At 70.5% G+C, this 24,554-nt stretch carries 26 protein-coding genes; 17 read left to right on the forward strand and 9 right to left on the reverse strand.

The window, feature by feature from the left end; translation table 11 throughout:
- Positions 1-81: 81 nt before the first annotated feature.
- The 11 genes from BM362_RS25875 to BM362_RS25925 are packed head-to-tail and all read left to right on the forward strand — an operon-like array spanning position 82 to position 8,738.
- Complete coding sequence (locus tag BM362_RS25875; protein ID WP_093574898.1) at positions 82-1,341, forward strand: ketosynthase chain-length factor; 1,260 nt, start codon at positions 82-84, stop codon at positions 1,339-1,341.
- Between the two features lies 1 nt (position 1,342).
- Complete coding sequence (locus BM362_RS25880) at positions 1,343-1,810, forward strand: SRPBCC family protein (protein ID WP_093574899.1); 468 nt, start codon at positions 1,343-1,345, stop codon at positions 1,808-1,810.
- A gap of 14 nt (positions 1,811-1,824) precedes the next feature.
- Entirely contained in the window at positions 1,825-2,283 is a 459-nt protein-coding gene (locus BM362_RS25885) for an anthrone oxygenase family protein (RefSeq protein ID WP_093574900.1), read from the forward strand.
- A 33-nt stretch (positions 2,284-2,316) separates the two neighbouring features.
- The gene (locus tag BM362_RS25890; protein WP_093574901.1) at positions 2,317-3,069 is read left to right on the forward strand and encodes an SDR family NAD(P)-dependent oxidoreductase; all 753 of its coding nucleotides are present in this window, start codon (positions 2,317-2,319) and stop codon (positions 3,067-3,069) included.
- A complete protein-coding gene (locus tag BM362_RS25895; protein ID WP_093574902.1) occupies positions 3,069-3,422 on the forward strand; it encodes an antibiotic biosynthesis monooxygenase family protein in 354 nt (117 codons plus the stop codon). The genes BM362_RS25890 and BM362_RS25895 overlap by 1 nt, the downstream gene beginning before the upstream one ends.
- Positions 3,419-3,721, forward strand: a complete 303-nt coding sequence (locus BM362_RS25900; RefSeq protein WP_093575096.1) for an antibiotic biosynthesis monooxygenase family protein — start codon at positions 3,419-3,421, stop codon at positions 3,719-3,721. Before BM362_RS25895 ends, BM362_RS25900 begins: the two co-directional genes overlap by 4 nt.
- Before the next feature lie 19 nt (positions 3,722-3,740).
- The gene (locus BM362_RS25905) at positions 3,741-3,932 is read left to right on the forward strand and encodes a hypothetical protein (RefSeq protein ID WP_093574903.1); all 192 of its coding nucleotides are present in this window, start codon (positions 3,741-3,743) and stop codon (positions 3,930-3,932) included.
- Positions 3,901-5,616, forward strand: coding sequence for an acetyl-CoA carboxylase carboxyl transferase subunit alpha (gene accA / locus BM362_RS25910; RefSeq protein WP_093574904.1), 1,716 nt, complete (start codon positions 3,901-3,903; stop codon positions 5,614-5,616). Before BM362_RS25905 ends, accA begins: the two co-directional genes overlap by 32 nt.
- Positions 5,613-6,104, forward strand: a complete 492-nt coding sequence (locus tag BM362_RS25915) for an acetyl-CoA carboxylase biotin carboxyl carrier protein (RefSeq protein WP_208865339.1) — start codon at positions 5,613-5,615, stop codon at positions 6,102-6,104. Before accA ends, BM362_RS25915 begins: the two co-directional genes overlap by 4 nt.
- Positions 6,101-7,456, forward strand: a complete 1,356-nt coding sequence (locus tag BM362_RS25920; RefSeq protein WP_093574905.1) for an acetyl-CoA carboxylase biotin carboxylase subunit — start codon at positions 6,101-6,103, stop codon at positions 7,454-7,456. The genes BM362_RS25915 and BM362_RS25920 overlap by 4 nt, the downstream gene beginning before the upstream one ends.
- A 13-nt stretch (positions 7,457-7,469) precedes the next feature.
- Positions 7,470-8,738, forward strand: coding sequence for a nucleotide disphospho-sugar-binding domain-containing protein (locus BM362_RS25925; RefSeq protein ID WP_093574906.1), 1,269 nt, complete (start codon positions 7,470-7,472; stop codon positions 8,736-8,738).
- A 1-nt stretch (position 8,739) separates the two neighbouring features.
- Here BM362_RS25925 and BM362_RS25930 read toward each other — a convergent pair whose 3' ends face one another.
- Entirely contained in the window at positions 8,740-9,774 is a 1,035-nt protein-coding gene (locus BM362_RS25930) for a methyltransferase (protein ID WP_093574907.1), read from the reverse strand.
- Between the two features lie 154 nt (positions 9,775-9,928).
- Between BM362_RS25930 and BM362_RS25935 the strand changes: the two genes are divergently transcribed.
- Genes BM362_RS25935 through BM362_RS25945 form a run of 3 tightly spaced genes read left to right on the forward strand, consistent with a single transcriptional unit; the run spans position 9,929 to position 12,844 of the window.
- Positions 9,929-11,149, forward strand: a complete 1,221-nt coding sequence (locus BM362_RS25935; protein WP_167545439.1) for a cytochrome P450 — start codon at positions 9,929-9,931, stop codon at positions 11,147-11,149.
- Positions 11,146-12,210: a methyltransferase gene (locus BM362_RS25940; protein WP_093574909.1), complete on the forward strand. Its 1,065-nt coding sequence runs from the start codon at positions 11,146-11,148 to the stop codon at positions 12,208-12,210. The genes BM362_RS25935 and BM362_RS25940 overlap by 4 nt, the downstream gene beginning before the upstream one ends.
- A 10-nt stretch (positions 12,211-12,220) precedes the next feature.
- Positions 12,221-12,844 (forward strand): dTDP-4-dehydrorhamnose 3,5-epimerase family protein, encoded by a 624-nt coding sequence (locus tag BM362_RS25945; protein ID WP_093574910.1) that lies wholly within the window; start codon positions 12,221-12,223, stop codon positions 12,842-12,844.
- On the opposite strand, the gene BM362_RS25950 is transcribed toward BM362_RS25945, so the two are convergent.
- Both BM362_RS25950 and BM362_RS25955 read right to left on the reverse strand, forming a co-directional pair.
- Positions 12,781-13,875 (reverse strand): Rieske 2Fe-2S domain-containing protein, encoded by a 1,095-nt coding sequence (locus BM362_RS25950; protein ID WP_093574911.1) that lies wholly within the window; start codon positions 13,873-13,875, stop codon positions 12,781-12,783. The two genes, BM362_RS25945 and BM362_RS25950, sit on opposite strands and share 64 nt — an antisense overlap.
- Positions 13,876-13,883: 8 nt before the next feature.
- Positions 13,884-15,101, reverse strand: coding sequence for a class I SAM-dependent methyltransferase (locus tag BM362_RS25955; RefSeq protein WP_093574912.1), 1,218 nt, complete (start codon positions 15,099-15,101; stop codon positions 13,884-13,886).
- Positions 15,102-15,186: 85 nt separating this feature from the next.
- Between BM362_RS25955 and BM362_RS25960 the strand changes: the two genes are divergently transcribed.
- Both BM362_RS25960 and BM362_RS25965 read left to right on the forward strand, forming a co-directional pair.
- Positions 15,187-16,389: an FAD-dependent monooxygenase gene (locus BM362_RS25960; RefSeq protein WP_167545440.1), complete on the forward strand. Its 1,203-nt coding sequence runs from the start codon at positions 15,187-15,189 to the stop codon at positions 16,387-16,389.
- A complete protein-coding gene (locus BM362_RS25965) occupies positions 16,386-17,219 on the forward strand; it encodes an NmrA family NAD(P)-binding protein (RefSeq protein WP_093574914.1) in 834 nt (277 codons plus the stop codon). Before BM362_RS25960 ends, BM362_RS25965 begins: the two co-directional genes overlap by 4 nt.
- On the opposite strand, the gene BM362_RS25970 is transcribed toward BM362_RS25965, so the two are convergent.
- Both BM362_RS25970 and BM362_RS25975 read right to left on the reverse strand, forming a co-directional pair.
- On the reverse strand, positions 17,216-17,854 hold the full coding sequence (locus BM362_RS25970; protein ID WP_093574915.1) for a TenA family protein: 639 nt from the start codon (positions 17,852-17,854) through the stop codon (positions 17,216-17,218). The genes BM362_RS25965 and BM362_RS25970 overlap by 4 nt on opposite strands.
- 2 nt (positions 17,855-17,856) lie before the next feature.
- Positions 17,857-18,996, reverse strand: a complete 1,140-nt coding sequence (locus BM362_RS25975) for a nucleotide disphospho-sugar-binding domain-containing protein (protein WP_093574916.1) — start codon at positions 18,994-18,996, stop codon at positions 17,857-17,859.
- A 97-nt stretch (positions 18,997-19,093) separates the two neighbouring features.
- Here BM362_RS25975 and BM362_RS47615 point away from each other — a divergent pair, with 97 nt between their 5' ends.
- Entirely contained in the window at positions 19,094-20,119 is a 1,026-nt protein-coding gene (locus tag BM362_RS47615; protein ID WP_167545441.1) for a hypothetical protein, read from the forward strand.
- Here the strand turns inward: BM362_RS47615 and BM362_RS25985 are convergent, their stop codons facing one another.
- Genes BM362_RS25985 through BM362_RS26000 form a run of 4 tightly spaced genes read right to left on the reverse strand, consistent with a single transcriptional unit; the run spans position 20,120 to position 24,487 of the window.
- Positions 20,120-21,223 (reverse strand): nucleotide disphospho-sugar-binding domain-containing protein, encoded by a 1,104-nt coding sequence (locus BM362_RS25985; RefSeq protein ID WP_093574918.1) that lies wholly within the window; start codon positions 21,221-21,223, stop codon positions 20,120-20,122.
- 17 nt (positions 21,224-21,240) lie between these two features.
- Entirely contained in the window at positions 21,241-22,446 is a 1,206-nt protein-coding gene (locus tag BM362_RS25990; protein ID WP_093574919.1) for a class I SAM-dependent methyltransferase, read from the reverse strand.
- On the reverse strand, positions 22,443-23,285 hold the full coding sequence (locus BM362_RS25995) for a TylF/MycF family methyltransferase (RefSeq protein WP_093574920.1): 843 nt from the start codon (positions 23,283-23,285) through the stop codon (positions 22,443-22,445). Before BM362_RS25995 ends, BM362_RS25990 begins: the two co-directional genes overlap by 4 nt.
- Positions 23,282-24,487: a hypothetical protein gene (locus tag BM362_RS26000; RefSeq protein WP_093574921.1), complete on the reverse strand. Its 1,206-nt coding sequence runs from the start codon at positions 24,485-24,487 to the stop codon at positions 23,282-23,284. Before BM362_RS26000 ends, BM362_RS25995 begins: the two co-directional genes overlap by 4 nt.
- Positions 24,488-24,554 lie beyond the last annotated feature (67 nt).

The following is a 24,554-nucleotide window of genomic DNA, read 5'->3' on the forward strand; positions in this document are numbered from 1 at the left end:
GGAGTCGTAATCGAGAGGCGTTCCAGAGGACCCGGCCATCCTGACGGCTGACGAACTTCGTCGGTCGCAGGAAGGTCCCCCATGATCACATCGGGCGCGGTGTCCGGCGCCGTGGTGACCGGGATGGGCGTCGTCGCGCCCACCGGCATCGGCGTCGAGGAGCACTGGCAGGCAGTGCTCGCCGGCAAGTCCGGCATCGGCCGGATCACCCGGTTCGACCCGAGTCCCTACCCGGTGCGGCTGGCGGGCGAGGTGCGCGACTTCGACGCCGCGCAACGCGTGCCCAGCCGCCTCGTCCCGCAGACCGACCACTGGACACACATGGCGTTCGTCGCGGCCGACACCGCGCTCGCCGACACCGGTGTCGACCTGGCGACGCTGCCCGAGTACGAGATGGCCGTGGTGACGGCGAGCTCATCCGGCGGCACGGCCTTCGGCCAGCGCGAGATGCAGCAGCTCTACCGCAACGGTCCCTCTTGGGTCGGTGCCTACCAGTCGATCGCGTGGTTCTACGCGGCCACGACAGGGCAAATCTCCATCCGGCACGGGATGCGCGGACCATGCGGTGTGCTGTGTGCCGAGCAGGCGGGCGGCCTGGACGCGATCGGGCATGCCCGTCGCATGGTCGCCGACGAGTGCCGGCTGGTCGTCACAGGCGGGACCGACGCGTCTTTGTGCCCGTACGGGCTGATCACCCAGATGTCCGTCGGCAAGGTGTCCACAGTGGACGACGCAGATCGCGCCTATCTGCCGTTCGACTCGGCGGCGTCGGGCTACCTGCCCGGCGAAGGCGGCGCGATCCTCGTCGTCGAACCCGCCGGCGTGCTCGGAGATCGTGAGGCCTACGGCGCGGTGCTCGGCTACGCCGCCGGGTTCGACCCGCCCCCTGACTCCGCCCGGCCGCGGGTGCTGCGCCGGGTCGTCGAGCGCGCGCTGGCGGATGCGCGCGTCGCACCGTCCGATGTGGACGTCGTGTTCGCGGACGCGGCGGGAACAGTCGACGACGACGCCGACGAAGCGCGCGCGATCAACGAGGTCTTCGGACCGCGCCGCGTGCTCGTCACGGCACCGAAGACGTTGACCGGCAGGCTCTACGGGGGCGGTGCCCCGCTCGACGTCGTGACCGCACTGCTGGCCATGCGCGACGGAGTCGTCCCGCACACCGTCGGCCCGAAGACTCTCGCACCAGGCTGCGAGGACCTCGATGTCGTCGTGGAGCAACCCCGCGAACGACCTGTCAGCGTCGCGCTCGTGCTTTCGCGCGGCTACGGCGGGTTCACCGCCGCCATGGTGCTCGGGCGGCCCGACGATCACCGGATCCACTGGAGGAAGGGGAGCTGACATGTCCGGTCACACGGACAACGCGATCACCATCGACGCGCCCATGGACGTGGTGTGGGAGCTGACCAATGACATCGAGTCCTGGCCTCGGCTGTTCAGCGAGTATGGGTCGGCCCAGGTGCTGGAGCGGCGCGGCAACACCGTGCGGTTCCGGCTCGCGCTGCACCCCGGCCCCGACGGAAAGGTGTGGAGCTGGGTCTCCGAGCGCGCGGCGGACCCGGCGACTCGCACGGTCAGGTCCCAGCGGGTCGAGACCGGGGTCTTCAAATACATGTCGCTGTTCTGGGAGTACGTGCAGCAGCAGGACGGCGTCCTGCTGCGGTTCGTGCAGGACTTCGAGATGAAGCCCGACGCGCCGCTGGACGACGCCGGCATGACCGACCGGCTCAACACCAACACCGCGGCGCAGCTGAAGCTGATCAAGTCCAAGGTCGAGGCCGCCGCGACGACCTCGCCGGGCCGGGCCTGACGCCGGTGCCCGTGATGCCGCCCGACATCGTCCTGCCGCTGGTGCTGCTGCTCAACGGGCTCGCCGCCGGGGTGCTCGTGGGTGCGAACCTTGGCGCCTACCCGCTGATGGTCGGGCAGCCCGCCGAGCGGTACGTCGAGGTGCACGCGTTTCTCGCCACCCGTTACGACCCGTTCATGCCGATCTGCCTGATCGGGACCGTCCTCGGCGACGTGCTGCTGGCCGCCCTCGGCGCGGCAGCGTGGCCGCGGGGGCTGCTGGCGGCTGCCGCTGTGCTGGCGGCAGCCGCGGTGGTCGTCTCGGTCACCAGGAACGTGCCGATCAACAAGTGGGTGCGGTCGGCCGACCCGGACCGGCTGCCCGACGACTGGCAGCGGCGGCGGCGGGCCTGGGGCGTGTGGAACCGCACCAGGGGCCTGCTGGTCGTGCTGGCGCTGCTGGCCAACTGCGCGGCGACCGCGCTGCTGCTCTGAGCCTGGAGTAAACCGTCCTATGTGGAGGATTGAATGGATCTCGACCTGAAGGGGCGCAAGGCGCTCGTCACCGGCGGCAGCCGGGGCGTGGGCAGAGGCGTGGTGCTCGCGCTGGCGCGGGCCGGCGTCGACGTCTTCACCTGCTACCACGAGGACAGCGAGGCGGCCGCGTCGCTGGAGCGCGAGCTCAAGGACGCCGGCGGCACTCACCGCGTCGTCAAGAGGGATCTGGCGCGCCCGGCGGACGCGGCATCGCTGGTCGCCGAGTGCGCCGACACATTCGGGAAGCTCGACCTGGTGGTGAACAACGCGGGCGCGATCAGCCATGTGCCCTACGCCGAGCTGCCGGTGGAGGAATGGCAGAGAATCGTCGACACCAACCTGACCGCGCCCGCACTCGTGATCCGGCACGCGCTTCCGCTGCTGGGGGAAGGGGCGTCGGTGATCAGCATCGGGTCCAAGTCCTCCGAGGTCGGCATCCCGCTGCGTGCCCACTACACGGCCACCAAGGCCGCGCTGCGCGGCTTGTCCCGGTCCCTGGCCAAGGAGTTCGGCGGCCGCGGAATCCGGTTCAACGTGCTGGCACTCGGCGTTATCGAGACCGAGGAACTGCGGGCCCGGCCCGCCGAACAGCGGGAGAAGCTTGCCGCGATGTACCGAGCCAAGACCGCGCTGGGCAGGCTGGGCACGCCGGAGGAGGTCGCGGGCGCGGTGCTGTGGCTCGCCAGCGACCTTTCCCGGTACGTGACCGGCGCGACGATCCACGTGGACGGGGGGATCTCCTGATGGCCTCGGCCGAACCCTTCCGCGTGCTGCTGCGCATGCAGGTGAAACGGGGCTGTGAAGAGCAGTTCGAGAAGACCTGGCTGGACGTCGGCGACGCTGTGACGTCGCATCCGGCGTGCCTCGGCCAGTGGTTGTCGCGGTCCCGGGACGAGGACTCGGTCTACTACATCATCAGCGACTGGGCAGACGAACCGCGCTTCCGCGAGTTCGAGACCAGCGAAAGGCACCGACGGCACCGCGAACAGCTGCACCCGTACCGCTCCGGCGGGTCGATGGCGACCATGACCGTGGTCGCGCACCTGCCGGGTTCCGCGACGGCGACCACGCACCGCGAGTGGGAGGCCGCGCGGTGAGCGGCGAGGTGCGGGTGCTGGTCTACCAGTCGGCGCAGGACATCTCGCTCGTCCACGACGCCTACCACCACGTGAGCAAGCGGCTGATGGGGGTGCCCGGGCTCGTCGGCAACGAACTGCTCGGGTCGATCACCGACCCGACCGGTTTCGTCGTGCTGAGCCGGTGGTCCGGCATGGACGCGTTCCGGGAGTGGGAACAGGGGCCCGCGCACCGCGACACGACAGCCCCGCTGCGGCCGTACCGCGATCAGCGTCTGCCTGCCTCCTTCGGCGTGTACCAGGTCGTCGCGGACTACTAGGCACGGTCCGGAGGAAGCGGTGAGTTCGTCAGAGGAAGGGCAGGAGAGGCCGCGCAACGCGTGGACGAAGACCGGCAGGTTCGTGTTCGAGAGCTTCGCTTGGCTCGGCATCGGCATGGGCGGGATCGTCCTGCCGCCGGAAGACTGCCTGTTGCGCACCGACCGCGAGAGGAAGACCGATGACCGACACCTCCCAGACCCGCGTCCGTGACCCCGAGCGGATCTCCTCCCGGGCCGCTGACTGGCTGGCGTGCGGGGGCTGCCGGGCGCTGTTGTACCGCAAGAGGTTCGAGCGGGTGGCCAAGGTGTGCCCGTACTGCGGGTGGCACGACCGGCTGACGGCGGACGAGCGGGTGGATCTGCTGCTGGACGACGGGTCGGCCGAACCGGTCACGCCCGCGCCCACCGTGCACGACCCGCTGCGCTTCTCCGACCTCGCGCCGTACCCGGCCCGGCTGGCTGCCGCGCGGGCGAAGACCGGACTGCCGGACGCCGTCCGGGTCGTGCGCGGCACCGTCTACGGGCATCGGGTCGTCGTCGCGGCGATGGACTTCCGCTTCCTCGGCGGCAGCCTCGGAGTCGCGGCGGGCGAGGCGATCACCGCAGCCGCCGAGGAAGCGCTCGCCGGGCGTCTGCCGCTGCTGCTCGTCACCGCGTCCGGAGGAGCCCGGATGCAGGAAGGCGTGCTGTCGCTGATGCAGATGGCGAAGACCAGCAACGCCATGGCGAGGCTCGACGAGGCAGGGCTGCTGACCATCACGCTGGTCACCGATCCCACCTACGGCGGGGTCGCGGCCTCCTTCGCCAGCCTGTCCGACGTGGTGCTGGCCGAGCCCGGGGCCAGGATGGGCTTCGCGGGCCCCAGAGTGATCGAGCAGACGCTGGGCCAAACGTTGCCGAAGGGCTTCCAGACCGCGGAGTTCCTCGTGGAGCACGGACTCGCGGATGCCGTGCCTCCGCGCGAGGAGCTGCGGCCGGTGGTGGCACACCTGCTGGCCGCGGCGAGCCGTCCGGCCGCGAAACCGGCCGAGTGCACGGCGGACGCGGTGGTCCGGGACACAGTGCGCGTGCGCAGAGCACCTGCCGCGCAGACGATTTCCCTGGCGCGGCACCGGGATCGCCCGACCACTTTGGACCATATCGGTCGGTGGGTCGACGATTTCGTCGAGCTGCACGGGGATCGCGTCGGCGGGGACTGCGCGGCGACCGTGTGCGGCGTCGGCGTGCTCGACGGGCAGCCCGTGGTCGTGATCGGCCACCAGAAAGGGCACAGCACGAACGATCTGGTGCAGCGGAACTTCGGCATGCCTTCGCCCGCCGGGTACCGCAAGGCCGCCAGGACCATGCGGCTGGCCGCCAAACTCGGGATCCCCGTGGTCACGCTCGTGGACACTCCCGGCGCCCATCCCGGCATGGACGCGGAGGAGAACGGCCAGGCGCTCGCCATCGCCGAATGCCTGCGCACCATGGGTTCCCTGCCCGTCCCGATCGTGTGCGTGATCACCGGCGAGGGCGGCAGCGGCGGCGCGCTCGCCTTCGCGGTCGCGGACCGGGTGCTTTCGAGTGCGAACGCGGTCTACTCGGTGATCAGCCCCGAGGGCTGCGCTGCGATTTTGTGGAATGACCCCGGTGCGACCGGCACTGCCGCGGATGCCCTGCGGCTCGACGCCGGATCCCTGTTGGAACTCGGCGTGGTCGACGGCGTAGTCGCCGAACCGCCGGGAGGAGCGCACACGGCGCCAGACGCTGCGAGCGACCTGGTGCGCGACGCCGTGGTGGGCGCGCTGCGCGAACTGCGCGGGCAGACCGGGGAACAGCTCCTGCGCGACAGGCGCGCCCGATTCCGCCGGTACGGCGTGCTGGGCGGTGTCGAGGAGAAGGGGGTTCCGGCGTGACCGACACTGGTTCAGTCGACGCCGCAGTGGCCGAGCTCGGCGCACAAGCGGCGCTGGAGACGCTGGTGCGCTCGGTGGTCGACATCGCGGGCGCTGCACCGCAGCCGCCGAGCCGGGTGAGCGTGCGGTTCGGCTGCGCAAGTGTGGAAGTCGAGTGGCCGCAAGGGAAACCGGTGGTCACAGGCGGGGACGAGAATCCGCCGCCGACGGTTTCGCCGCAGCCGGCCGCCGCCGACGATCGGCGCGCCGTGCGGGCACCGCTCGTCGGCACCTTCTACCGCACACCTGGACCAGGCGAGTCGCCATTCGTGGAGGTCGGCGACCTCGTGGCGGCCGGACAGCAGGTGGCGATCATCGAGGCGATGAAGCTGATGAACATCGTCGAGGCGGACACGTCGGGCCGGGTGGTCGAGGTGCTCGTCGCCGACGCGGAACCGGTGGACTTCGACCAGCCGCTGTTCCTCCTTGCTCCGGCGGAGGGACGATGACCGGCTTCGACACGGTCCTCGTCGCGAACAGGGGCGAGATCGCTCTGCGCGTGGTGCGGACCTGTCGTGAGATGGCCATCCGCAGTGTGGTGGCCTACTCGACGGCCGACCGCGACTCGGCCGCCGTGCGCGCGGCCGACGCGTCGGTGCAGATCGGACCGGCCGCGCCGCAACGCAGCTACAACTACGCGCCCGCGGTCATCGAGGCGGCGCTGCGTACCGGCGCGCAAGCGGTGCACCCCGGCTATGGCTTCCTGTCGGAGGACCCCGACTTCGCCGAGATCTGCGCACGCAACGGGCTGGTGTTCGTCGGACCGGCGCCGGAGGTCATGGCGCGGCTGTCGGACAAGGCGCTGGCGCGCACGATGATGGCGGAGGCGGGGCTGCCGGTACTGCCGGGCACCGGCCAGCCTGTCACGGGTCGCGCCGAGGTCGTCGCCGCGGCACGCCGGATCGGGCTGCCGTTGATCATCAAGGCGGCGGCGGGCGGCGGCGGCCGGGGCATGACAGTGGTCCGACGGCCGGACCAGCTCCTGTCCGCCTACCGCTCGACGCGCGCGGCGGCACGGATCGGGTTCGGCGACGACCGGGTCTATCTGGAGCGGTATTGGGAGCGAGCCCGGCACGTGGAGGTCCAGGTGCTGGCTGACGGGCACGGGTCTGTGGTGCACCTGGGCGAGCGCGACTGCTCGGTGCAGCGGCGCAGGCAAAAGCTCGTCGAGGAGAGCCCGGCTCCGGGGCTGCGGCCCGACGTGGCGCGGCGCCTGGCGGAGTACGCGGTCGCCGGGGCCCGTTCGGCCGGCTACACCGGCGCCGGCACGTTCGAATTCCTGGTCGACGGCGACGAGGTGGCGTTCATCGAGGTCAACTGCCGTATCCAGGTCGAACATCCGGTGACGGAGGCGCGCACGGGGATCGACATCGTGCGCGAGCAGTTGACGATCGCCGCGGGAGCGCCGCTTTCGGTACGGCAGGAGGACGTCCGGCCCAGCGGGGTGGCCGTGGAGTGCCGTGTCAACGCGGAGGACCCGGACCGCGACTTCGCGCCGTGCCCCGGCAGGCTGGACGAGTTCGTGCCGCCCGCCGGGCCGTTCGTGCGCGTCGACACGGGAGTGCACCAGGGGTGGCGGGTGCCCTCGGAGTACGACTCCTTGCTCGCCAAGGTGATCGTCTGGGCTCCGGACCGTGCGGGCGCGCTGGCCAGAATGGACAGTGCCCTGCGGGAGTTCCGGGTGAGCGGGCCCGGCGTGCACACCACAGTGTCGCTGTTGCGGCGAGTGCTCGCCGATCCGGAGTTCCGCGCCGCCCGGCACACGACGTCGCTCCTCGATCCGGTGCGGGACGAGGGCTGAAGGGAGTTTCGCCGTGCCTCGGTTCCTGCTCAGCACCATGCCCGCACTCGGGTCCGCCGCGCTGGGCCACGTCCTCGCGGGGGCGCTCGTGGAGCGCGGTCACGAAGTGGTGTGGCACACGGGGAAGGAACACGAGTCTCTGGCGGCGGAGGCGGGCGCCCGCTTCTCGCCGTTCGACCGGACACTGTCCTATGCGGGCCTCCCGCCCGCGCCGGATCCAGGCGAACGCGGGTTCGCCGCCGTGAGCACGATGATGCGGCGCCTGCTGGTGGACCGGGCACCGGGGCAGGTCGCCGACTACGAGACGATCCTGTCCTGGTTCGACGCCGACGTGCTGATCACCGACGGGCACTGCCTCGGCGCACGGCTGACCCACGAGCGCGGCGGTCCGAGGTGGGCGGTGCTCAACGAAACGGCGCTCATCGGCATCAGCCCCGAGGACCCGCCGCACGGATTGGGCGGTCTTCCGCCGGCCACTCTCGCGGGCCGTCTCCGCAACCGTGCCAGGACCTTCGCCACACGGCGGATCGCTCTGCGGTCGCTGCAGGCGGCGTACCGGGACTGCCGTGCGGGGATGGGGTTGCCGCCGGGCCGCAGCACCGTTTTCGACGCGCTCGTGTCGCCGTACCTGCACATGCAGCCGACGTGCCCGGTCTTCGAGTACTCGCGACGAAGGCTGCCCCCGCAGCTGCACTTCACCGGGCCGCTGCAACCTGGCGTGCCGTCGGACTTCATGCCGCCGCCGTGGTGGGACGAGCTGCGCCACAGCCGTCCCGTGGTGCACGTGACGCAGGGGACGAACGGCTCGGATCCGGAGGAGCTGGTGTGGCCGGCCGTGCGCGCGCTCGCGGAGCGGGCGGGACTGGTCGTCGTCACGATGCCCGGCCTCGAACCGGACGTGCGGTTGCCGGAGAACGTTCGCGTCGCGCCGTATCTGCCGTATCAGGCCGTTCTGCCGCATGCCGACGTCATGGTCACCAGCGGCGGCTACAGCGGCGCCCAGCTCGCGCTGGCCAACGGGGTCCCGATGGTTGTGGCGGGCTCGCGCGGCGACCATCCCGAGGTGGGGGCCCGGATCGCGTGGGCGGGCGCGGGAATCTGGCTCGACGGTTCCCGCCCGGCTCCGGACCGGTTGGCCGCCGCCGTGGACGAGGTCCTCAGCGACCCCCGCTACCGCGAGAACGCGGTCCGCTTGCAGGCGCATTTCCAGGCGGCCGACGGCCCGGCGACCGCCGCGGCGCTGCTGGAGCGACTGGCCCGCGGCGGTGCGCCGGTGCGATGAGTCAGTTGTCCTTGCGCGCCACCACGATCGTGACGTCGTGGCCGAGGGAGCGGTGGGACACGTCCGCGAAACCTGAGTCCTGCAACCACTTCCGGCAGTCTTCCAGGCGGTAGCCGGCACCGTGCGGCGTCATGAGCTGGAGGTTGAGGCTGCGCAGCAGGTTGCGCAAGTAGCTCTCCTCTCCGGGAACCAGGACCGGATCCCAGATCAGGAACGCGCCGCCGGGCCGGACGGCGGAGTGGGCGTTGCGGATCACCGTTTTCCGCTGGTCGTCGGTCCAGTCGACCAGGCAGTGGCCGATCATGACCACGTCCGCCTCCGGCAGCGGTCCGGTGAAGAAGTCGCCCTCCTGGAACGACACCGCGCCCGCGGTGCCGAGCCTTGCCATGTGCTCGTCGAAGACCGGCCGCAGCGGGGGCAGGTCCAGTACCGTCGCGCTCAGGTGCGGGTGCGCCCGCACGAGACCGGCGACCGTGTTGCCCCGGCACCCGCCGAGTTCGAGCACCGTCTTGACCGAGCTCCAGTCGAAGGTCTCCGCGAGCGCCGGGATAAGCGGACGGCTGGAGCTCTCGGCCATGCCGACGAAGTCGTCGCGCTTGTCGTCGTCCGCGTAGAGCTGTTCGAACATGGCTGAGCCGGAGAACGTGGCCGCCTGTGCCTCGCCCGTGCGCAAGCCTTCAGCGAGTCTTCCCCACGCCGGGTACATGACCGCGTCGGCCGCGTGCAGGAAGCCGCCGAGGTAGCCTTCCTGGCCGGGGACCAGGTACTGTCGCGCCGCCGGGCTGGCGCGGTATCTGCCGCCGACGAGCTCCAGCAGGCCCAGTTCGGTCAGCGCCCGCAGGAAATGCGTCGTGCCGCGCGGATGCAGAGCGAGCCGGTCGCGGAGGTCCGCTTCGCCGGCGGGCTCCTCGGCCAGCGCCCGGAAAAGCCCGAGTTCGAGGCCGGTGAGCACCAGTTTGGCGCGCTGGAAGGACATCGCCAGGTCCATCAGCGCTCCTGCGCCCCGCGGGGCCGTGTTCTCGATGGGTGTCGTCATGCCCGTCCTCTCTTTCGTCCTCCGGACCGGTGACGGACTACCAGTGTCTCCTCGCAAACCTCTGGGGCCGCGCCTTATGCGCCCTCGACCCGGCTGCGGGCGTCGCCGTGCAGGCTTGCCGGACCTGAGCTGCCGCGTTCGGTTGGAGGAGGCGATGACCGTCCACCACGTAGACCTGATGGATCCGAAGGCGTTCGCCGACGGCGTCCCGCACGGCTACTTCCGTGAGCTGCGCCGGAGGCCCGGGCTGACTCTCGCCGCGGACGCCGAGGGGTACGACTTCTGGTACATCGTGCGCCATGCCGACGTCGTCGCGGTGTCGCGGGACACCGAGGTGTTTTCGTCGAGCCCGAGCACGATGACGTCGGTCCGGCAGACCAGTTCCGGCCTGCCGATCATCACGTTCATGGACGGGCGGGAGCACACCCGGCTGCGCAAGCTGACCGTCAAGGGCTTCACACCGGCGCGGATGCTCGCGATCGAGGGCCCCGTGCGGGAAATCGTCGGCTCCCTGCTGGCCGAGATGTCGGCGCGGGACGAGTTCGACCTCGCCGACGACGTCGCGCTGCGGCTGCCGCTGGAGGTGCTCGCCGAGCTGATCGGGATTCCGCACGACGAGCGGGCGGAGGTCGTCGCCGCAGCGGCCAAGACCGTCAACCTCGGCGACCCCGACTATGACAAGAGCACCGCGGAGACCGGTGCCGCAGGCTTCCAGTACTTGATGGAGTACTTCACCGAACTGGCCGGCCGCCGGGCACGGGAGCCGGTCGACGACCTGTTCTCGGTGCTGCTGGCCACACGGGTCAAGGACGACCGGCTGGCCGGGCACGAGGTCGCGATGTTCGCCACCACGTTGATGAGCGCGGGCAGCGAGACGACCTATTGCTCGCTGACCGGTGGCGTGCTGGCGCTGCTCGAGCACCCCGGCCAGCTGGAGCGACTGCGGTCCGACCGCGGCCTGGTTGAGACAGCGGTTTCGGAGATCCTGCGCTGGGTCACTCCTGTCACTCATTTCGCGCGGAACGTGCTCGCGGACACCGAGGTCGCGGGGCAGCCGATCAAGTCGGGCGAACGGGTCGTCATCTGGTACACGTCCGCCAACCGCGACGAGGCGGTGTTCGCCGACGCCGACCGGTTCGACGTCGCCCGGTCGCCGAACCCCCACGTGTCCTTCGGAGGGGGCGGACCACACTACTGCATCGGCAACGGGCTCGCCGCGCTGGAGATGCGGATCTTCTTGGAGGCCGTGCTGGACCGGCTGCCCGACCTCGAGCTGCTGGGCCCGCCGGTGCGCACCCAAACCAACTTCATGAACAGCTACAAGCACATGCCCGTCCGGTTCCGCTCCGGCGATCACCGAGGAGTACGTCCATGACCACTGCCAACCGTCAGCCCGAGGTCACCGGGGTGCTGTCCTGGTTCCCGCTCGACCTGCCGCTGACGCAGCGGGTGATCGCGTTGTTCGTGTCGAAGTGGATCATCGGTGCGCTCCGCCCGCTGGTCCAGCTGAAGGTGCCGGACCTGCTGTCGGACGGCCCGCGTTCTGCCGAGGAAATCGCGGAGGCCACGGGGACGAACGCGGACGCGTTGTTCCGCGTGCTGCGGTGCACGGCGGCGGCCGGGCTGCTCGTGGAGGACTCCGACGGCAAGTTCGGCCTGACCCCGGTCGCGGCAGGGCTGGGCGAAGGAGCGCCCGGCGGAGTGCGGGACATGTTTCTGTTCGCTTCGGACCCGATGATGTGGCGGCCGTACGAGGACGTCCTGCACACCGTGCGCACTGGAGAACCGAAGTTCGACCAGGAGTTCGGCATGGCGTTCTTCGACTATCTCAAGCAGAACCCCGACAGCAACACGACGTTCAACCGCGCGATGCTGCAGAATCGCTACCCTGGAAGCGACCGGGTCCTGGACAGCCACGACTTCAGCCGGTACCCGCGCATCGCCGACGTGGGCGGCGGCAAGGGCCAGTTCCTCGCCGAGGTGCTCAAGCGGCACCCCGGCTGCACCGGCGTTCTGTGCGACCAGCCGCAGGTCGTCGCCGAAGCCGCGGAAGTGTTCGAGCAGGCAGGCGTCTCCGACCGGGTCGCCCTGGCGCCGACCGACTTCTTCGAGTCGATCACGCCCGGCTGCGACGCTTACCTGATCAAGCACACGCTGCACAATTGGGACGACGAAAAGGCCGCGGCGATCCTGACCCGCGTCCGGGAGGCGATCGGCGACAACCCGGACGCCCGCCTGTTCGTGATCGACATGCTGCTGACCGAGCACGGCAAGTGGGACATCGGCAAGCTGGTCGACGTCGAGATGCTGATCATCCTCGGCGGCCGGGAACGCGATCGCGAGGAGTGGAACCGGATCGCCAGAGCGGCGGGCTTCGAGCCGTCGAACGACCCCGCTGCCGGCGATCTGGTGCTGCTGGAGTTCCGGCCGGTCTGAGGAGGCTGAGGTGAAAGTCCGGCCACTTGCAGTCCGCGGGGCGTTCGAGTTCCGCGCGGAAGTGTTCCCCGACGACCGCGGCCGATTCTGCACTCCGTACGAGGCGCAGGCCTTCCACGACGACGTGGGGCGTCTGCCGTTTCCCGTTGCGCGGACGAGTTTCAGCACTTCCCGCAAGGGAGTGGTGCGGGGCGTCCACTACAGCCGGGCGGCGACCGCGGGCGAGAAGTACGTGTTCTGTCCGGGCGGCGCGTGCCTGGACCTCGTGGTCGACGTGCGGGTCGGCTCGCCGACCTACGGCCGGTGGGACTGCGTGACGCTCGGACCGGACACCGGCCGCGCGCTTTACCTCCCGAAGGGCGTCGGGCACGGGTTCGTCGCTCTTCGGGACGAGACCGTGATGTGCTACCAGATGTCCAACGCCTACGTGCCGGAAGACGAACTGGCGGTGTCGGTTTTGGACGCCGAACTCGGCCTGCCGATCCCGTCCGGCATCGAGCCCGTCCTCTCCGAACGCGATCGGGCGGCGACCTCACTGGCCGCCGCCCGATCCGCCGGGCTGCTGCCCGGCTACGAGCCGGTGGCCTCGGCCGCGTCGTCCTCGTCGCAGAACTGCCTGGCCCAGCGCCGGTAGTCGATGACGATCCGCTCCTCGGCGAGCACCTTCGGCTTGGGCAAGTACTTCTTCGCCGTCCAGATCGGGAAGTCCTGGATGCTGGTGCGGCACGCCTGTTCCAGCGCGATCCTGCTCAGCAGCGCCGACAGCGCCGGCCGGGCCTTGCCGCGCAGGAGCTTCGGCAGCGGGGCGTCCTGCTCGATCAGGAAGCTCGTGGCGATCGTGAACGCGACCCGGTGCCGGTCGATCGGGGTCGCGAGCGCCCAGCTGAGGCCGCGGGTCCCGGTGCCCGGCGCAGTGATCGTCGACTGCAGCACGCCGAGGCCGTGGACGTTGTTCTCGATCTCGACCTTGGAGGCGCTGCCGTTGCGCAGCTCGCGTTCGACCTCGACGGTGAGGCTCGAGGAGTGCTCGCCGAAGCAGGCTTCCTTGACCGTCCGCAGCGAAACCCCGTGTACGACGGGAAAGTGCGTGAGGTCGAAGTTGTTCTCCATGATCTCCTGCGGGTGGTCGCGGATGACGAACGTGCGGTGCGCGGCCCGCGGGAAGCCGCGCATCGCGACGGCCGGCACCTCCCAGCCGGGATCGGTGCCCTTCGGGTGGAACCACACCAGCACGATGTCGTTGACTTCCCGGGCCGGCAGAGCGGTCAATCGCGCGGCGGGCGGTGCTTCGCCGTGCGGGGTGCCCACGCACCGGCCGTCGCCGCCGTACCGGAAGCCGTGGAAGGGACAGACGATCGCCTCGCCCTCGACCCGGCCGCCGATGCCGAGATGAGCGCCGAAGTGCGGGCAGTAAGGCCGGATGGCCCGCAGCACTCCGCTCGACGTCCGGTAGACGACGACGTCCTCGCCGAAAAACGGCCGCCGCACGACCTTTCCGCTTGGCACCTCGTCGCTGAAACAGACCGCGTACCAGCCGGTCGGGTACCGCAGCAGGCTCCTGCTTTCCTCGACCGTAGCGAACTCGTTGGCACGCTGGGCGGCGCGCAGGCCGACGAGCCCGCCGGTAAGCCGCGCGATCGCCCAGTGGAAGCCTTCCCCTGACATGGGATCTCCTAGTCGACGTACACCTGCGGCACGTACTTGATCCACCGACCGCCGCCGTCGCGGAAGTCGCGTTCTTTCGCTGTGATCTCCCCGGCGTGGTTCCAGGCGAACAGCAGCGCGTAGTCCGGGCGTGATTCGGCGAACGCCTCCGGCGGCCGGACGGGGATGTGCGAGCCGGGGGCGAGCTTGCCCTGCTTCGCGGGAGTGCTGTCGCAGATGAACGGAACCAGATCCGGACCGATGCCGCAGAAATTCGTGACGGTCGCGCTCTTGGCGGTGGCTCCGTAGCCGACGACCGTTCGGCCCCGGTCGCGCAGGTCGCGCACCATGTCGACGAGGTCCTCGCGGATGTGCTGCACGTCGTCGGCGAACGCCCGGCAGGTGGCTACTTCCCCCAGCGCGCGCGACTCCTCTTCGGACAGCAGTTCGGCGACAGCGGGCGCGGGGGTGCGTTCTCCCTTGCGCGCCAGCGAATACCGAATCTCGCCGCCGTGCACGGGCAGCCGCTCGACACCGACCAGCTCGAAGCCGAACCGGTGTGCGAGCGCTCTCACCGAAGTGGCGGTGAAGAAGTAGAAATGCTCGTCGTAGATCTGGTCGAAGCTGGTCTGCGCGACGATGTCGCCGAAGCAGGGGTCCTCGAACACGAACACCCCGCCCGGCTTCAGCAATGTGTCGACGCCCCGCAGAACCGAGCCGAGGTAAGGGATATGGCAGATCGTGTTGGCACCGTAGATGACGTCGGCCGCCTGTTCGTCGTCCAGGATTTCCGCTGCGGTCGACTCTTCGAAAAACGCTGTGCGCACCCGGAGGCCCTGCGCTCTGGCGAGGCTGGCCACGCCGCCGGACGGCTCGACGCCGAGATGCTTCACGTCCGCCTCGCCGATTGTGCGCAGCATGACGCCGTCGTTGCAGCCGAGCTCGACGATGAACGGGTCGGGGCCGGTCAGCTCGGTCGCCAGGAATTGCCGGGCGGTCCGCTCGAAGTGCTCGCGCATGCCCGCGGAGCCCGACGAGAGGTACGGGTAGGCGTTATGGAACATCCGCTCGCGCGGGACCTCCTCCACCAGCTGCACCATCGTGCAGGATCCGCATATCGCCACCTGCAGGTGAAAGAAGAACTCGTTGTCGAGCTCGTCGGGTTCGAGGAAAGCGTCGGAAACGGGCTGCTGCCCGAGGTCCAGAAATTCCCTCAGCTCACCCCGGCAGACGCGGCAACTGGCCATGCCGGGGAAGGTAGACGCGGGAGGTACAAGGAGGCTGGAGGCCGCGTCTACGCGCCTTCGATCGCTCGCGGGCACCGTCGTCGCCGTGACGAACTCGGGCATGAGCGAAGGCGCGGCGGCAGTGGTCGGCGGTGGGATCGGCGGTCTTGCGGCCGCGGCCGGCCTGGTCCGGATCGGCTGGCGGGTCACCGTCCTGGAACGAGCGCCCGCGTTGCGGGAGCTCGGCGCCGGCATGTCGTTGATGACCAACGCCCAGCGCTGCCTGGACGAGCTGGGCGTCGGCGCGGAGGTCCGTCGGCGGTCGGCGACGATGCGCCCCGGCGGCGAGGGTCTGCGCACCGCGATGGGCTGGCGACTGATGAAGCCTGCGAGCGAGGCGTTCGTCCGTTCCCGACGACTGTCGTCGATCGTGCTGTCGCGCCGGGAGCTGCTGCGGGTGCTCGAAAGGGCGCTCCCGCCGGGTCGGTTGCGCATCGGGGCCGAGGTGACCGGGGTCGACGAGTCGGGTCAGCTCACCTATCGATCGGGCGGCGCCATGAAGACGATCACCGCGGATCTGGTCGTGGCGGCGGACGGCCTCAACAGCACGGTGCGGAAGATCCTCCAGCCCGAAGCGCCCGCGCCGGTCTACAGCGGGCACAGTGTGTGGCGCGGCATCACCGAGCACCCGGTGCCGAAATCCGATCCCGGCGGCAACACCTGGGGCAGGGGCCTGGAGTTCGGCCGCATGCCGCTGGCCGACGGGCGCGTCTACTGGTACGCAGTCGCGAACCTGCGGCCCGGCCTGCGCCACCTCGACGAATGGCAGGAGGTCCGGAGGCGTTTCGGGCGGTGGCACCGGCCGATACCGCAGCTGATCGCGGCGACCGCGCCCGAAACCGTGCTGCGGCACGACGTCTACGAGATGGCGACGCCGCTGCCGTCGTTCGTGTCCGGGCGTGTGGTCCTGCTCGGCGATGCCGCGCACGCGATGACGTCCGATCTCGGCCAGGGCGCATGCCAGGCGATCGAGGACGCCGTCGTGCTCTGCGGCGCGCTGGCCACCGAACCGGGCGTGCCGGCCGCCCTGCGCCGGTACGACGAGGAACGGGGCCCCAGAACCCAGGTGATCACCGAGGCGTCCCGGCGGATGGGCGAGGTCAAGCTCGTCGAACGCCGCCTCGCCGTGATCAGGCGCAACGTCCGGATGCGGCTGTCGTCCCCTCGCCAGGGCGAGCTCGCGCTGGCCCGTATCGGCGACTGGCGGCCGCCCGCGCTAGGCCAGGACAAGGGAGGTGCGGTCGCGTGATCGTCGTTTTCGGTGCGACCGGAACGGTCGGCAGCGAGGTCGTCGCGGGCCTGGCGGCCGCGGGCGAGCCGGTGCGCGCGTTCAGCCGGAACCCCACGGCTTTCCCGGGCGGTGTCCAGGCGGCGCGCGGAGACCTCGAGGATCCCGCGTCGGTCCTCGCGGCCCTTGACGGGGCCGACCGCGCGTTCGTGCTGACTACCGGACCCCGGGCGTGGGTGCACGACACCACGGTGGCCGACGCGGCGCGCCGGACTGGCACCCGGTGCCTCGTGAAGCTGTCCACCGTCGCGGCCGCGACGCCCACGACCAACAGCTACGCCATCGCGGCGGCAAAAGGCGAGCAGGCAGTGGCCACGAGCGGTGCGGAGTGGACAGTTGTGCGGGCGGCGGCGTTCATGTCCAACGTGCGGCAGTGGCTTTGGAGCGTGGAGTCCGAGGGAGTGGTGTACGCGCCATTCGGCACAATCCCGCGCGCTGTCGTCGATCCACGCGACGTAGCCGCCGTTGCCGTGAGTGCGCTCACCTCGGCAGAGCACCACGGTCGCACTTACACCGTCACAGGTCCGGAAGCGTTGACCGCGGCGGAGCAGGTAGAGCGACTCGCTGCCCGTGTCGGCCGACCGCTGCGGTGCGTCGACGCGCCAGCGGAGCCGGTCCGTGCCGCGATGGTGGACGCGGGCATGGACCCGGAGCACGTGGACGGCCTGCTGGCGTCCCAAGCCGATCCTGATCCGGCCCGTGGCGGCGTGCCGTTGCCCACTGTGCACGAGGTGACCGGGCGGCCTCCACGCACGTTCGACGCGTGGCTGGGGGACAATCTCGGGCGTTAACCCCCCGACCACGCCGCCTCAGCGAACGCCAGCTCGTAGCGAACACCGACCGCGAAGTTCTCGACCACCGCTCGCTGCTCGCCGACCTGCTCGGCCAGGTCGAGGAATGCCGGAACCACGGCGCGGAAGCCGTCACCCGGGTGGTAGGCGGCGATCCATCCGCCGTAGCAGCCGCCGGGTGCCTGGCGGTCGCGCAGGTCGTCGGACAGCGGCAGGTTGAACCACACCATCGGCAGCACGGCCCCGATCCCGGCGGCCAGTGACCTCGCCGCCGCGGCGGCGTAGAAGTCGCACTGCTCACGGGTCGACCGGCGGACGGGCGCGGTCGTCGAGGGCAGCGGGATGCCGAAGCCCGGTGCCAGCGCGGTGAATTCCCTCCGCAGCCGGTCCCGTGCCTCGATCGTGGCGGTGGCGGCGTGGGCGAGCAGCAGCGCGTGTCCGTCGTCGCGGGTCATCGCCGCGCACCGCAACAGAATCCGCGCGAATGCGGGCAGCAGGTGGCTGGTGTCCTGCTGCACGAACCGCTCCAGAGCCGCGCCGGGCAACGAGCCGTCCTTCAGCCCCGACCAGAACGGGTGCCCGGTCAGCTCTCTCAGCGCGGGCCCGGCGATACGGCGCAGTTCCTCGGCAAGCACGATCAGCTCGGCGTGACGGTCGTCAGCACGGTCACGACCTCGGCTGGGGAGGGCAGGTCGCGCACCGCACGCCGCAGTCCGCTCGCTGCCGCGCACACGCCGTCGTCCCGCAGCAGCCCCGACACCTCGGAACGCAGTCTGTCAGGGGTCGCCTCGTCCGGGGTGAGCACCTCGCCAACGCCCGCGGCGAGGACGCGGGCCGCATGTCCCGCGTGGTCAGGCAGTTGCGGGACGAGCAGTTGCGGCACGCCGTGTGCCGCGGCGGTCAGCACGGTGCCCGCGCCGCCGTGCGCGATCACCAGGTCGCAGCTCGGCAGCACGTGGTCGATCGAGGTGTCGACCACGACGCGCACGTCGTCCGGCACGTTTGCGAGCCGCGCCGCCTGCGTGGCGGACACCGCGGCCACGACGTCAAGCCCGGTGACCGCCTCGACCACGCGAGGCAGGAGAAAGCGGGAAGGGTCGAGCCGGAAGATGGTGTGTCCCCAGGTGACGCAGATCCTTGGCCGGGTGTCCTTTTCGGGCAAGGTGACTGGCAGCGGAGCCGGGCTGGTGCACGGCACGTAACGCATCGGCACGCGGGAGCGGTCGGAGGGCACCCGCAGGCCGCCGGGAACCGGGTCGACATCGAGCACGCCGAACGGGTCGAACTTGCCCACCCCGTGCCGTTTCGCCAGCGGTGCCAGCAGATCGGGCAGCAACGGGCGGGCGCGGGCCATCAGGTCGGTGCCGTAGAGGTGCCGCACGGCGGGCACTCCGATCGCCGCCGCGGCCACCGGTCCCGCCAGTGCGGTCGGCTCGAACACCAGAAGGTCGGGCCGCCACTGCCGCGCGGTGTCCACGAGACCGTCGGCCATGGATTCCGCGTGCGCGAGGAACATGTCCAGCACACGAGGTCCGCGCCGGGAGACAACCGGCGCAGGGACATGCCCGCTGGGCAGCAGGTAGCCGCGCACCATTCCCACCGCGTCCACGGCCGCCCCGACCTCGACCGAGGGCAGGCCGGTCCGCGCGACCTCGCCGGCGATCCCCGGCTGGCTCGCGACCAGCACGTCGTGCCCCGCCGTCCGGAAGGCCCACGCCAACGGGACGAGCGCGTGGAGGTGAGATCTCCATGCCCAGGTCGTGAACAGCACACGCATGTCCGCAGGGTGCCGCCACCGGCTCGCGAGGCACTGGACGACCGCTGACCACCGGTCGTCGACCAGGCGTCGTGCAGACCGCGCCACCCTCTCCGGCATGGCGACAACTCACCTGTGCGGGAGCGTGAACCTGACGGACGAGGAAGAGGTCTTCCGCGCCGTCGCCGCCCTCTGCGGCGCGGAAGCACCGAGAATGCCCGACGGCGAGACTGGCGAACGGGGGCACTGGATCGCCTGGCAGGGACCGCGGCTGGCGGCCGTGCCACAGCTGGAACGCGTGCCCCCGCGGCTGGTCACGAATCTCAGCCTGCCGATGTTCCGCCCCCGCGCCGAGCCCGCGGACATCCGTCTCGACCTCGGGTACGCCGACGCGGCGAAGTCGTCATACGCGATCTTCCGACGCCTCAAGGAAAGCGGCGTCGTTCCGCCGTCCACCCGGTTCCAGATCAGCCTGCCGACCGCGCTCGCACTGCTGCACACGTTCATCGACCCGGAGGCCCGGGCCGGCATCGAGGAGGTCTTCCTCGACCACCTGGGGGCCGAGGTGGCTGCTGTGGCGGACGTCGTTCCCGCGGACCAGCTGGCCGTGCAGTGGGACGTCGCGGTCGAGGTCGGCCTGCTGGAGGAGTCGCGCGCGCGCCGTGCGGACTTCACGGTGCCCGCCGTCGCCGACGCTCTGGCCCGGCATGGCGACCTGGTACCGGAGAACGTCGAGCTTGGCTTCCACCTTTGCTACGGCGACTCTCCCGGCGAGGACGGGCGCGGGCACCACTGGTTGGAGCCTGCCGACACCGGCCTGCTGGTCGAGGTCGCCAACGCCGTGTTCGCCTCCATGCGCAGGCCCGTGACCTGGCTGCACCTGCCCGTTCCGATCAACAGGAACGACGACGCCTACTTCGCTCCGCTGCGGGAGCTGCGACTGGACGCCGAGACCCAGTTGTTCCTCGGATTGGTCCACCACGCGGACGGTCTCGCGGGCGCCCGGCGCAGGGCGCGGACCGCCGCGCGCCACGTCAGCCCGTTCGGAGTCGCCACCGAGTGCGGTCTGGGCCGGGTGCCGCGCGACGAGGTGCTGGACCTGTTGCGGCTGCACCGCGAACTGCGGCTGCCCTGGGACGAGTGATCAGGCCAGGGCAGCCAGCCGGGGGACCAGCGTGCCGGGGGCGGGCAGGCCTTCGATCTCCGCGCGCACCTCGGCCGCGGCCGTCCGCAGCGACGTGTCGTCGAGCAGCCGTCGTACGAGGGCAGCGTCGAGGTCCTCCGCGCGGGCTGACAGGCCGAGGCCGCGGGAACACACGGCGGCCGCGTTGAGCCCGCGGTCGGCGCCGTCGGGCAGCAGGAGCTGGGGGAGGCCCGCCAGCAGTCCGTTGTAGACGGTGCCGGACCCGCCGTGGTGAATCACGGCGGAGCAGCGAGGCAGCAGTTCGCTCAGCGGTGACCAGCCGATGGAACGGACGTTCGGCGGCAGCTGTCCCAGGTCGTCGTGCGCAGTGTCGCCCAATGCCAGCAGAAAGTCCGCGTCGACCTCCGCTGCCGCGCGCACCACGCGCGGTATCGGCCCGAGCTGCGACATGCCGGGGGATACGGTTCCCAGTGTCACCGCCACCCGCGGCCGGTCGGCCGGCTCCAGCAGCCAGTCGGGCAGCACGGCGCCGCCGTTGTAGGGCACGTAGCGCACGGGCCACGCGCACGCCGGAAGCGGAACGAGGCTCGGCGGGCGGATGGCGATGACGGCGGCGGCGGGGGAGACGCGGCGGTCGAGATGTGCTGTGATGCGTTCGTGCAACCCTTCAGTGCTGGTGAAGGTGATGTCGTGCTGAACAGCGGGCACTCCGATTTCGGCGGCGGCCACGGCGCCGGCGGTGGCGAGCACCTCGTAGACGACGATGTCGGGCCGCCACGAGCGTGCCAGGTCCACCAAGCCGCCGAGCAAGGCTTGGGCGAGAGCGGCGAAGAGCGGCACCACGTCACGGAAGTCGCTCATGCCTTCGCCGAGCTGGGTTTCCATCAGGTGCGGATGCCGCTCGATCACCCGCGTGAACACCTGGCCCATGTCCAGGTCCGGCGCGGTGTCGGCGCCCGGCAGCCCTGCCGAGGCGGCGGCCTCCAGCGCCGCGCCGGTGGACGCGACCAGCACCTCGTGCCCGCCGGCGCGCGTCGCCCAGATGAGCGGCACCATCGGGAAGAGGTGGCTGACCGGGGGAGCCGAGACGAACAGCACCCGCATCGCTCAGCTCCTCGTGGTCAGTAGACGGGATTCCGGTCGACCCACAACGGGATTCCTCCCTCGGCGTTGACGCCCTTCTCGATGAACGCGACGTTGTGGTACACGTGCACGCCCACGACCTCCGCGTCCGTGCTGTCGAGAGCCGTCCGCCCGTTGTTCTCCTCGTAGTGGATCCCGTCGACCAGGGACTTGAGCAGTCCGAGCGACGTGCCGGGCACCGCCGGGCGGCTGTCGGTTCCCCCGTAGCCGGGGACAAAACTGGTCCACAGGTCCTCGATGACGTAGAGGCCGCCAGGCGCCAGCTGCGGCCACAGCGTGCGGAACGAGTGGTGCACGTGCTCGTTGATGTGGCTGCCGTCGTCGATGACGATGTCGAACGGGCCGTGCTCCCGGACGACCGAACGCAGGAATTCCGCGTCGTTCTGGTCTCCCCGCAGGGTCGTGAGCCGCGGCTGGTCGAGATGCGACTTGTCGTAGATGTCGATGCCGCAGACCATCCCGCGCCGGAAGTAGCGCTTCCACGTCTTCAGCGAGCCGCCGCCGACGCCGGGCATGAGGTGGAACTCGCCGATGCCGATCTCCAGCAGCCGCACGGGCCGGTCGCGGAACTCGGCGAAGTGGTGTTGGTAGTGCGGGGTGAACCAGTGCAGCCCGCCGCCTTTGTCGGTGAGGTACCGGTCGGCGAGGTCGCCGATGCCGGGGGAGTCCGCGGCACAGGCGGAGAGCACGACGTTGTTGGCGTGCCACGATTGCAGCAGGACTTCCGGCGTGGGCATCACGTCCGTCGACCCGTCCGGTCGCGGGGTGAACTGAGTGGCACGGGCTCCCGCACGCCTGACGCGGGAAGGGCCGAAGACCTGCCTGAGCAGTTCGACCGCCTCGTACTCCGCGTGCAATGACAGTTCCCCTTCGCCGGTCGAGTCGATCCGCACCGGCTCGTCCTTCACGACGGCGAACTCCACCCGTTCGGACCGGCCGCGGAAGGTGATCGACAGAGCCACGCGCAACGGCACCGGATTGCGCGGGAGCGCGGCGCGGAAGGCGATCTCGTTCGCCAGGATCCGGGCGACCAGCGGAAGTCCGAGTTCCCCCACCACGGCGTGGGCATCCTCGTGGTAGCCGCCGGCCGCAGTGATGAGGCGCTGAATGCACCGGTTGGTCTCGCGAGGGTCCAGGGACGGCGACGGCCACGGTGCGACACCGTCCGCCGCTTGCCCGGTCACGACGTGGCTCCGCGTCGCCAGAACGAGCCGGCGTCGTCGATCTTCACGATCGGATCGTCGATGCCGTGCCGGTCGCGGAAGTCGTGCACTGCCTCGCGGCACGCGAGGATCACGTAGTCGTCGATGATGACGTACCCGCCGGGGGAGAGTTTGGGGTAGAGGTTGACCAGTGCGTCCATTGTGGACTCGTAGAGGTCGCCGTCCAGCCGCATCACGGCGAGCCGTTCGATGGGAGCGGTGGGCAGCGTGTCGGAGAACCAGCCGGGCAGGAAGCGCACCGCGTCGTCCAGCAGTCCGTAGCGCTCGAAGTTCGCGCGCACGGTGTCCAGCGGCACGGCAAGGTCGGCGTTGTACTCGTGCAACGCCAGTTCGCGGTCACCGGGGTAGCTGGCGTCGGTGGTCTCCGGCATTCCGGCGAACGAGTCGGCCACCCACACGCGCCGGTCCGCCACGCCGTGCGCCTTCAGCGCGGCGCGCATGAAGATGCAGGCTCCGCCGCGCCAGACCCCGGTTTCGATCAGGTCGCCGGGAACACCGTCCTCGACGACCCGCCGCACGCAGTGCTGGAGGTTGTCCAGGCGCTTCATCCCTATCATGGTGTGGGCGGTGGCGGGCCAGTCCTGGCCGTCGATGCGCAGCCTGAGCCGGCTGTCGTGGTCGTTGCGCTGCAACAGGTTCACGGCCGCGCGCCGGTCGTTCTCCGGCAGAGCTGCGACGATCTTCCTTGTCTCCTGCTCGCGCAAGAGGACTGAGGACTCGAGCGGCGGATCTTCGTAGATGAGGTTGGTGAGGACCTTCTTCATGAGGTCCAGGTACATGAGTCCGCCCTCGTCGATCATGCCGTCCTTCCTGACTCTGCGCCGGGGTCGCCCGACGACGCGTACGGGTGCACGTCCTTGCGCAGCCACGACATCGCGGGCTGGTCGCTGTTGACGGCCTTCTCGATGAACGCGATGTTGTGGTAGAGGTGGATCCCGGTCACCGTGCGGTCGGTGTGCGACGGCCGGTGCGGCCCGTCGTGCACCGCGTCCTGGTGGTGCAGGCCGTCGACGAGGGTCTTGAGCATCCCCGTCGACGTGGCGGGGTCGTTGGGATCTGTGCGGCCGCCGTTCCACCCCGGCCAGTAGGACGTCTGCAGGTCCTCGATGACGTACAGGCCGCCGGGGCGCACGTGCGGGAAGAGCGCGGCGAACGACGCGAGCACGTCCGAGCTCAGGTGGCTGCCGTCGTCTACCACGATTTCGAACGGCCCGAGCCGGTCGGCGAGCCCGGCGAGGAACACGGGGTCGGACTGGTCGCCCAGCACCGTCTTCATCCTGGGCCGGTCGAGCGCCGACTTGTCGAAAACGTCGAGCCCGTATACCAGACCGCGCGGGAAGTAGTGTCGCCACATTCGCAGTGACCCGCCGCCCCACTCGGGCGAAGAGTAACCGCCGACGCCCAGTTCGAGCACCTTCACTCGCTGCTGCCGGAAAGGCGCGAAGTGCCGTTCGTAGTGCGGCGTGTACCAGTGTGACCCCCATTTGTCCGAGCCGAAGCGGACAGCCAGCAGATCGAGGTCGACGTGGTGCGGCGAACAGGCCTTGACCACCTGGTAGGAGCCGAGAGTCGCAGCCTGCAGATCGGCGAGCCACGGCGCGTCGCTGCCGACGCCGACGTTCGCGGGCGGGTCTTTGACGACGACCTCGCGGGTGGCGTCGTGCGCGCCGGGCGGACCATGCACCGCGCGGAGCAGTTCGGCGAGGTCCTGCCGCACCGTCAGCCACGGGTCGTCCGCCCAGCCCCGTCGCACAGTCCCGGTTCTGTCCGGCGTCAGGGTCGCGACGTAGCCGAGCCGCCGTTCTCCGGTTCCGAGGTCGAACTGGACGGCGAGCGTCGTGGCCGGGCCCGGAAACAGCGCCGCGCGGGCCATGACTTCCGCCAGCACCGCGGCCGCGACGCGGTCAGGATCCCAAGCCCGCAGCCGCTCGGCAGTGTCGTCGGCCGAGCCGTCGGCGATCCGCAAGAGGTGCTCCACCAGCGCGTCGTCGGTCTCCACCATCCGGTTCTCCTCCGGCCGCGTGTGTCGAGTGCGGCCGACACCGTGGACCGTGGCGATCGAGGCTCCC

Source organism: Amycolatopsis rubida (genome assembly GCF_900115345.1).
GTDB lineage: Bacteria > Actinomycetota > Actinomycetes > Mycobacteriales > Pseudonocardiaceae > Amycolatopsis > Amycolatopsis rubida.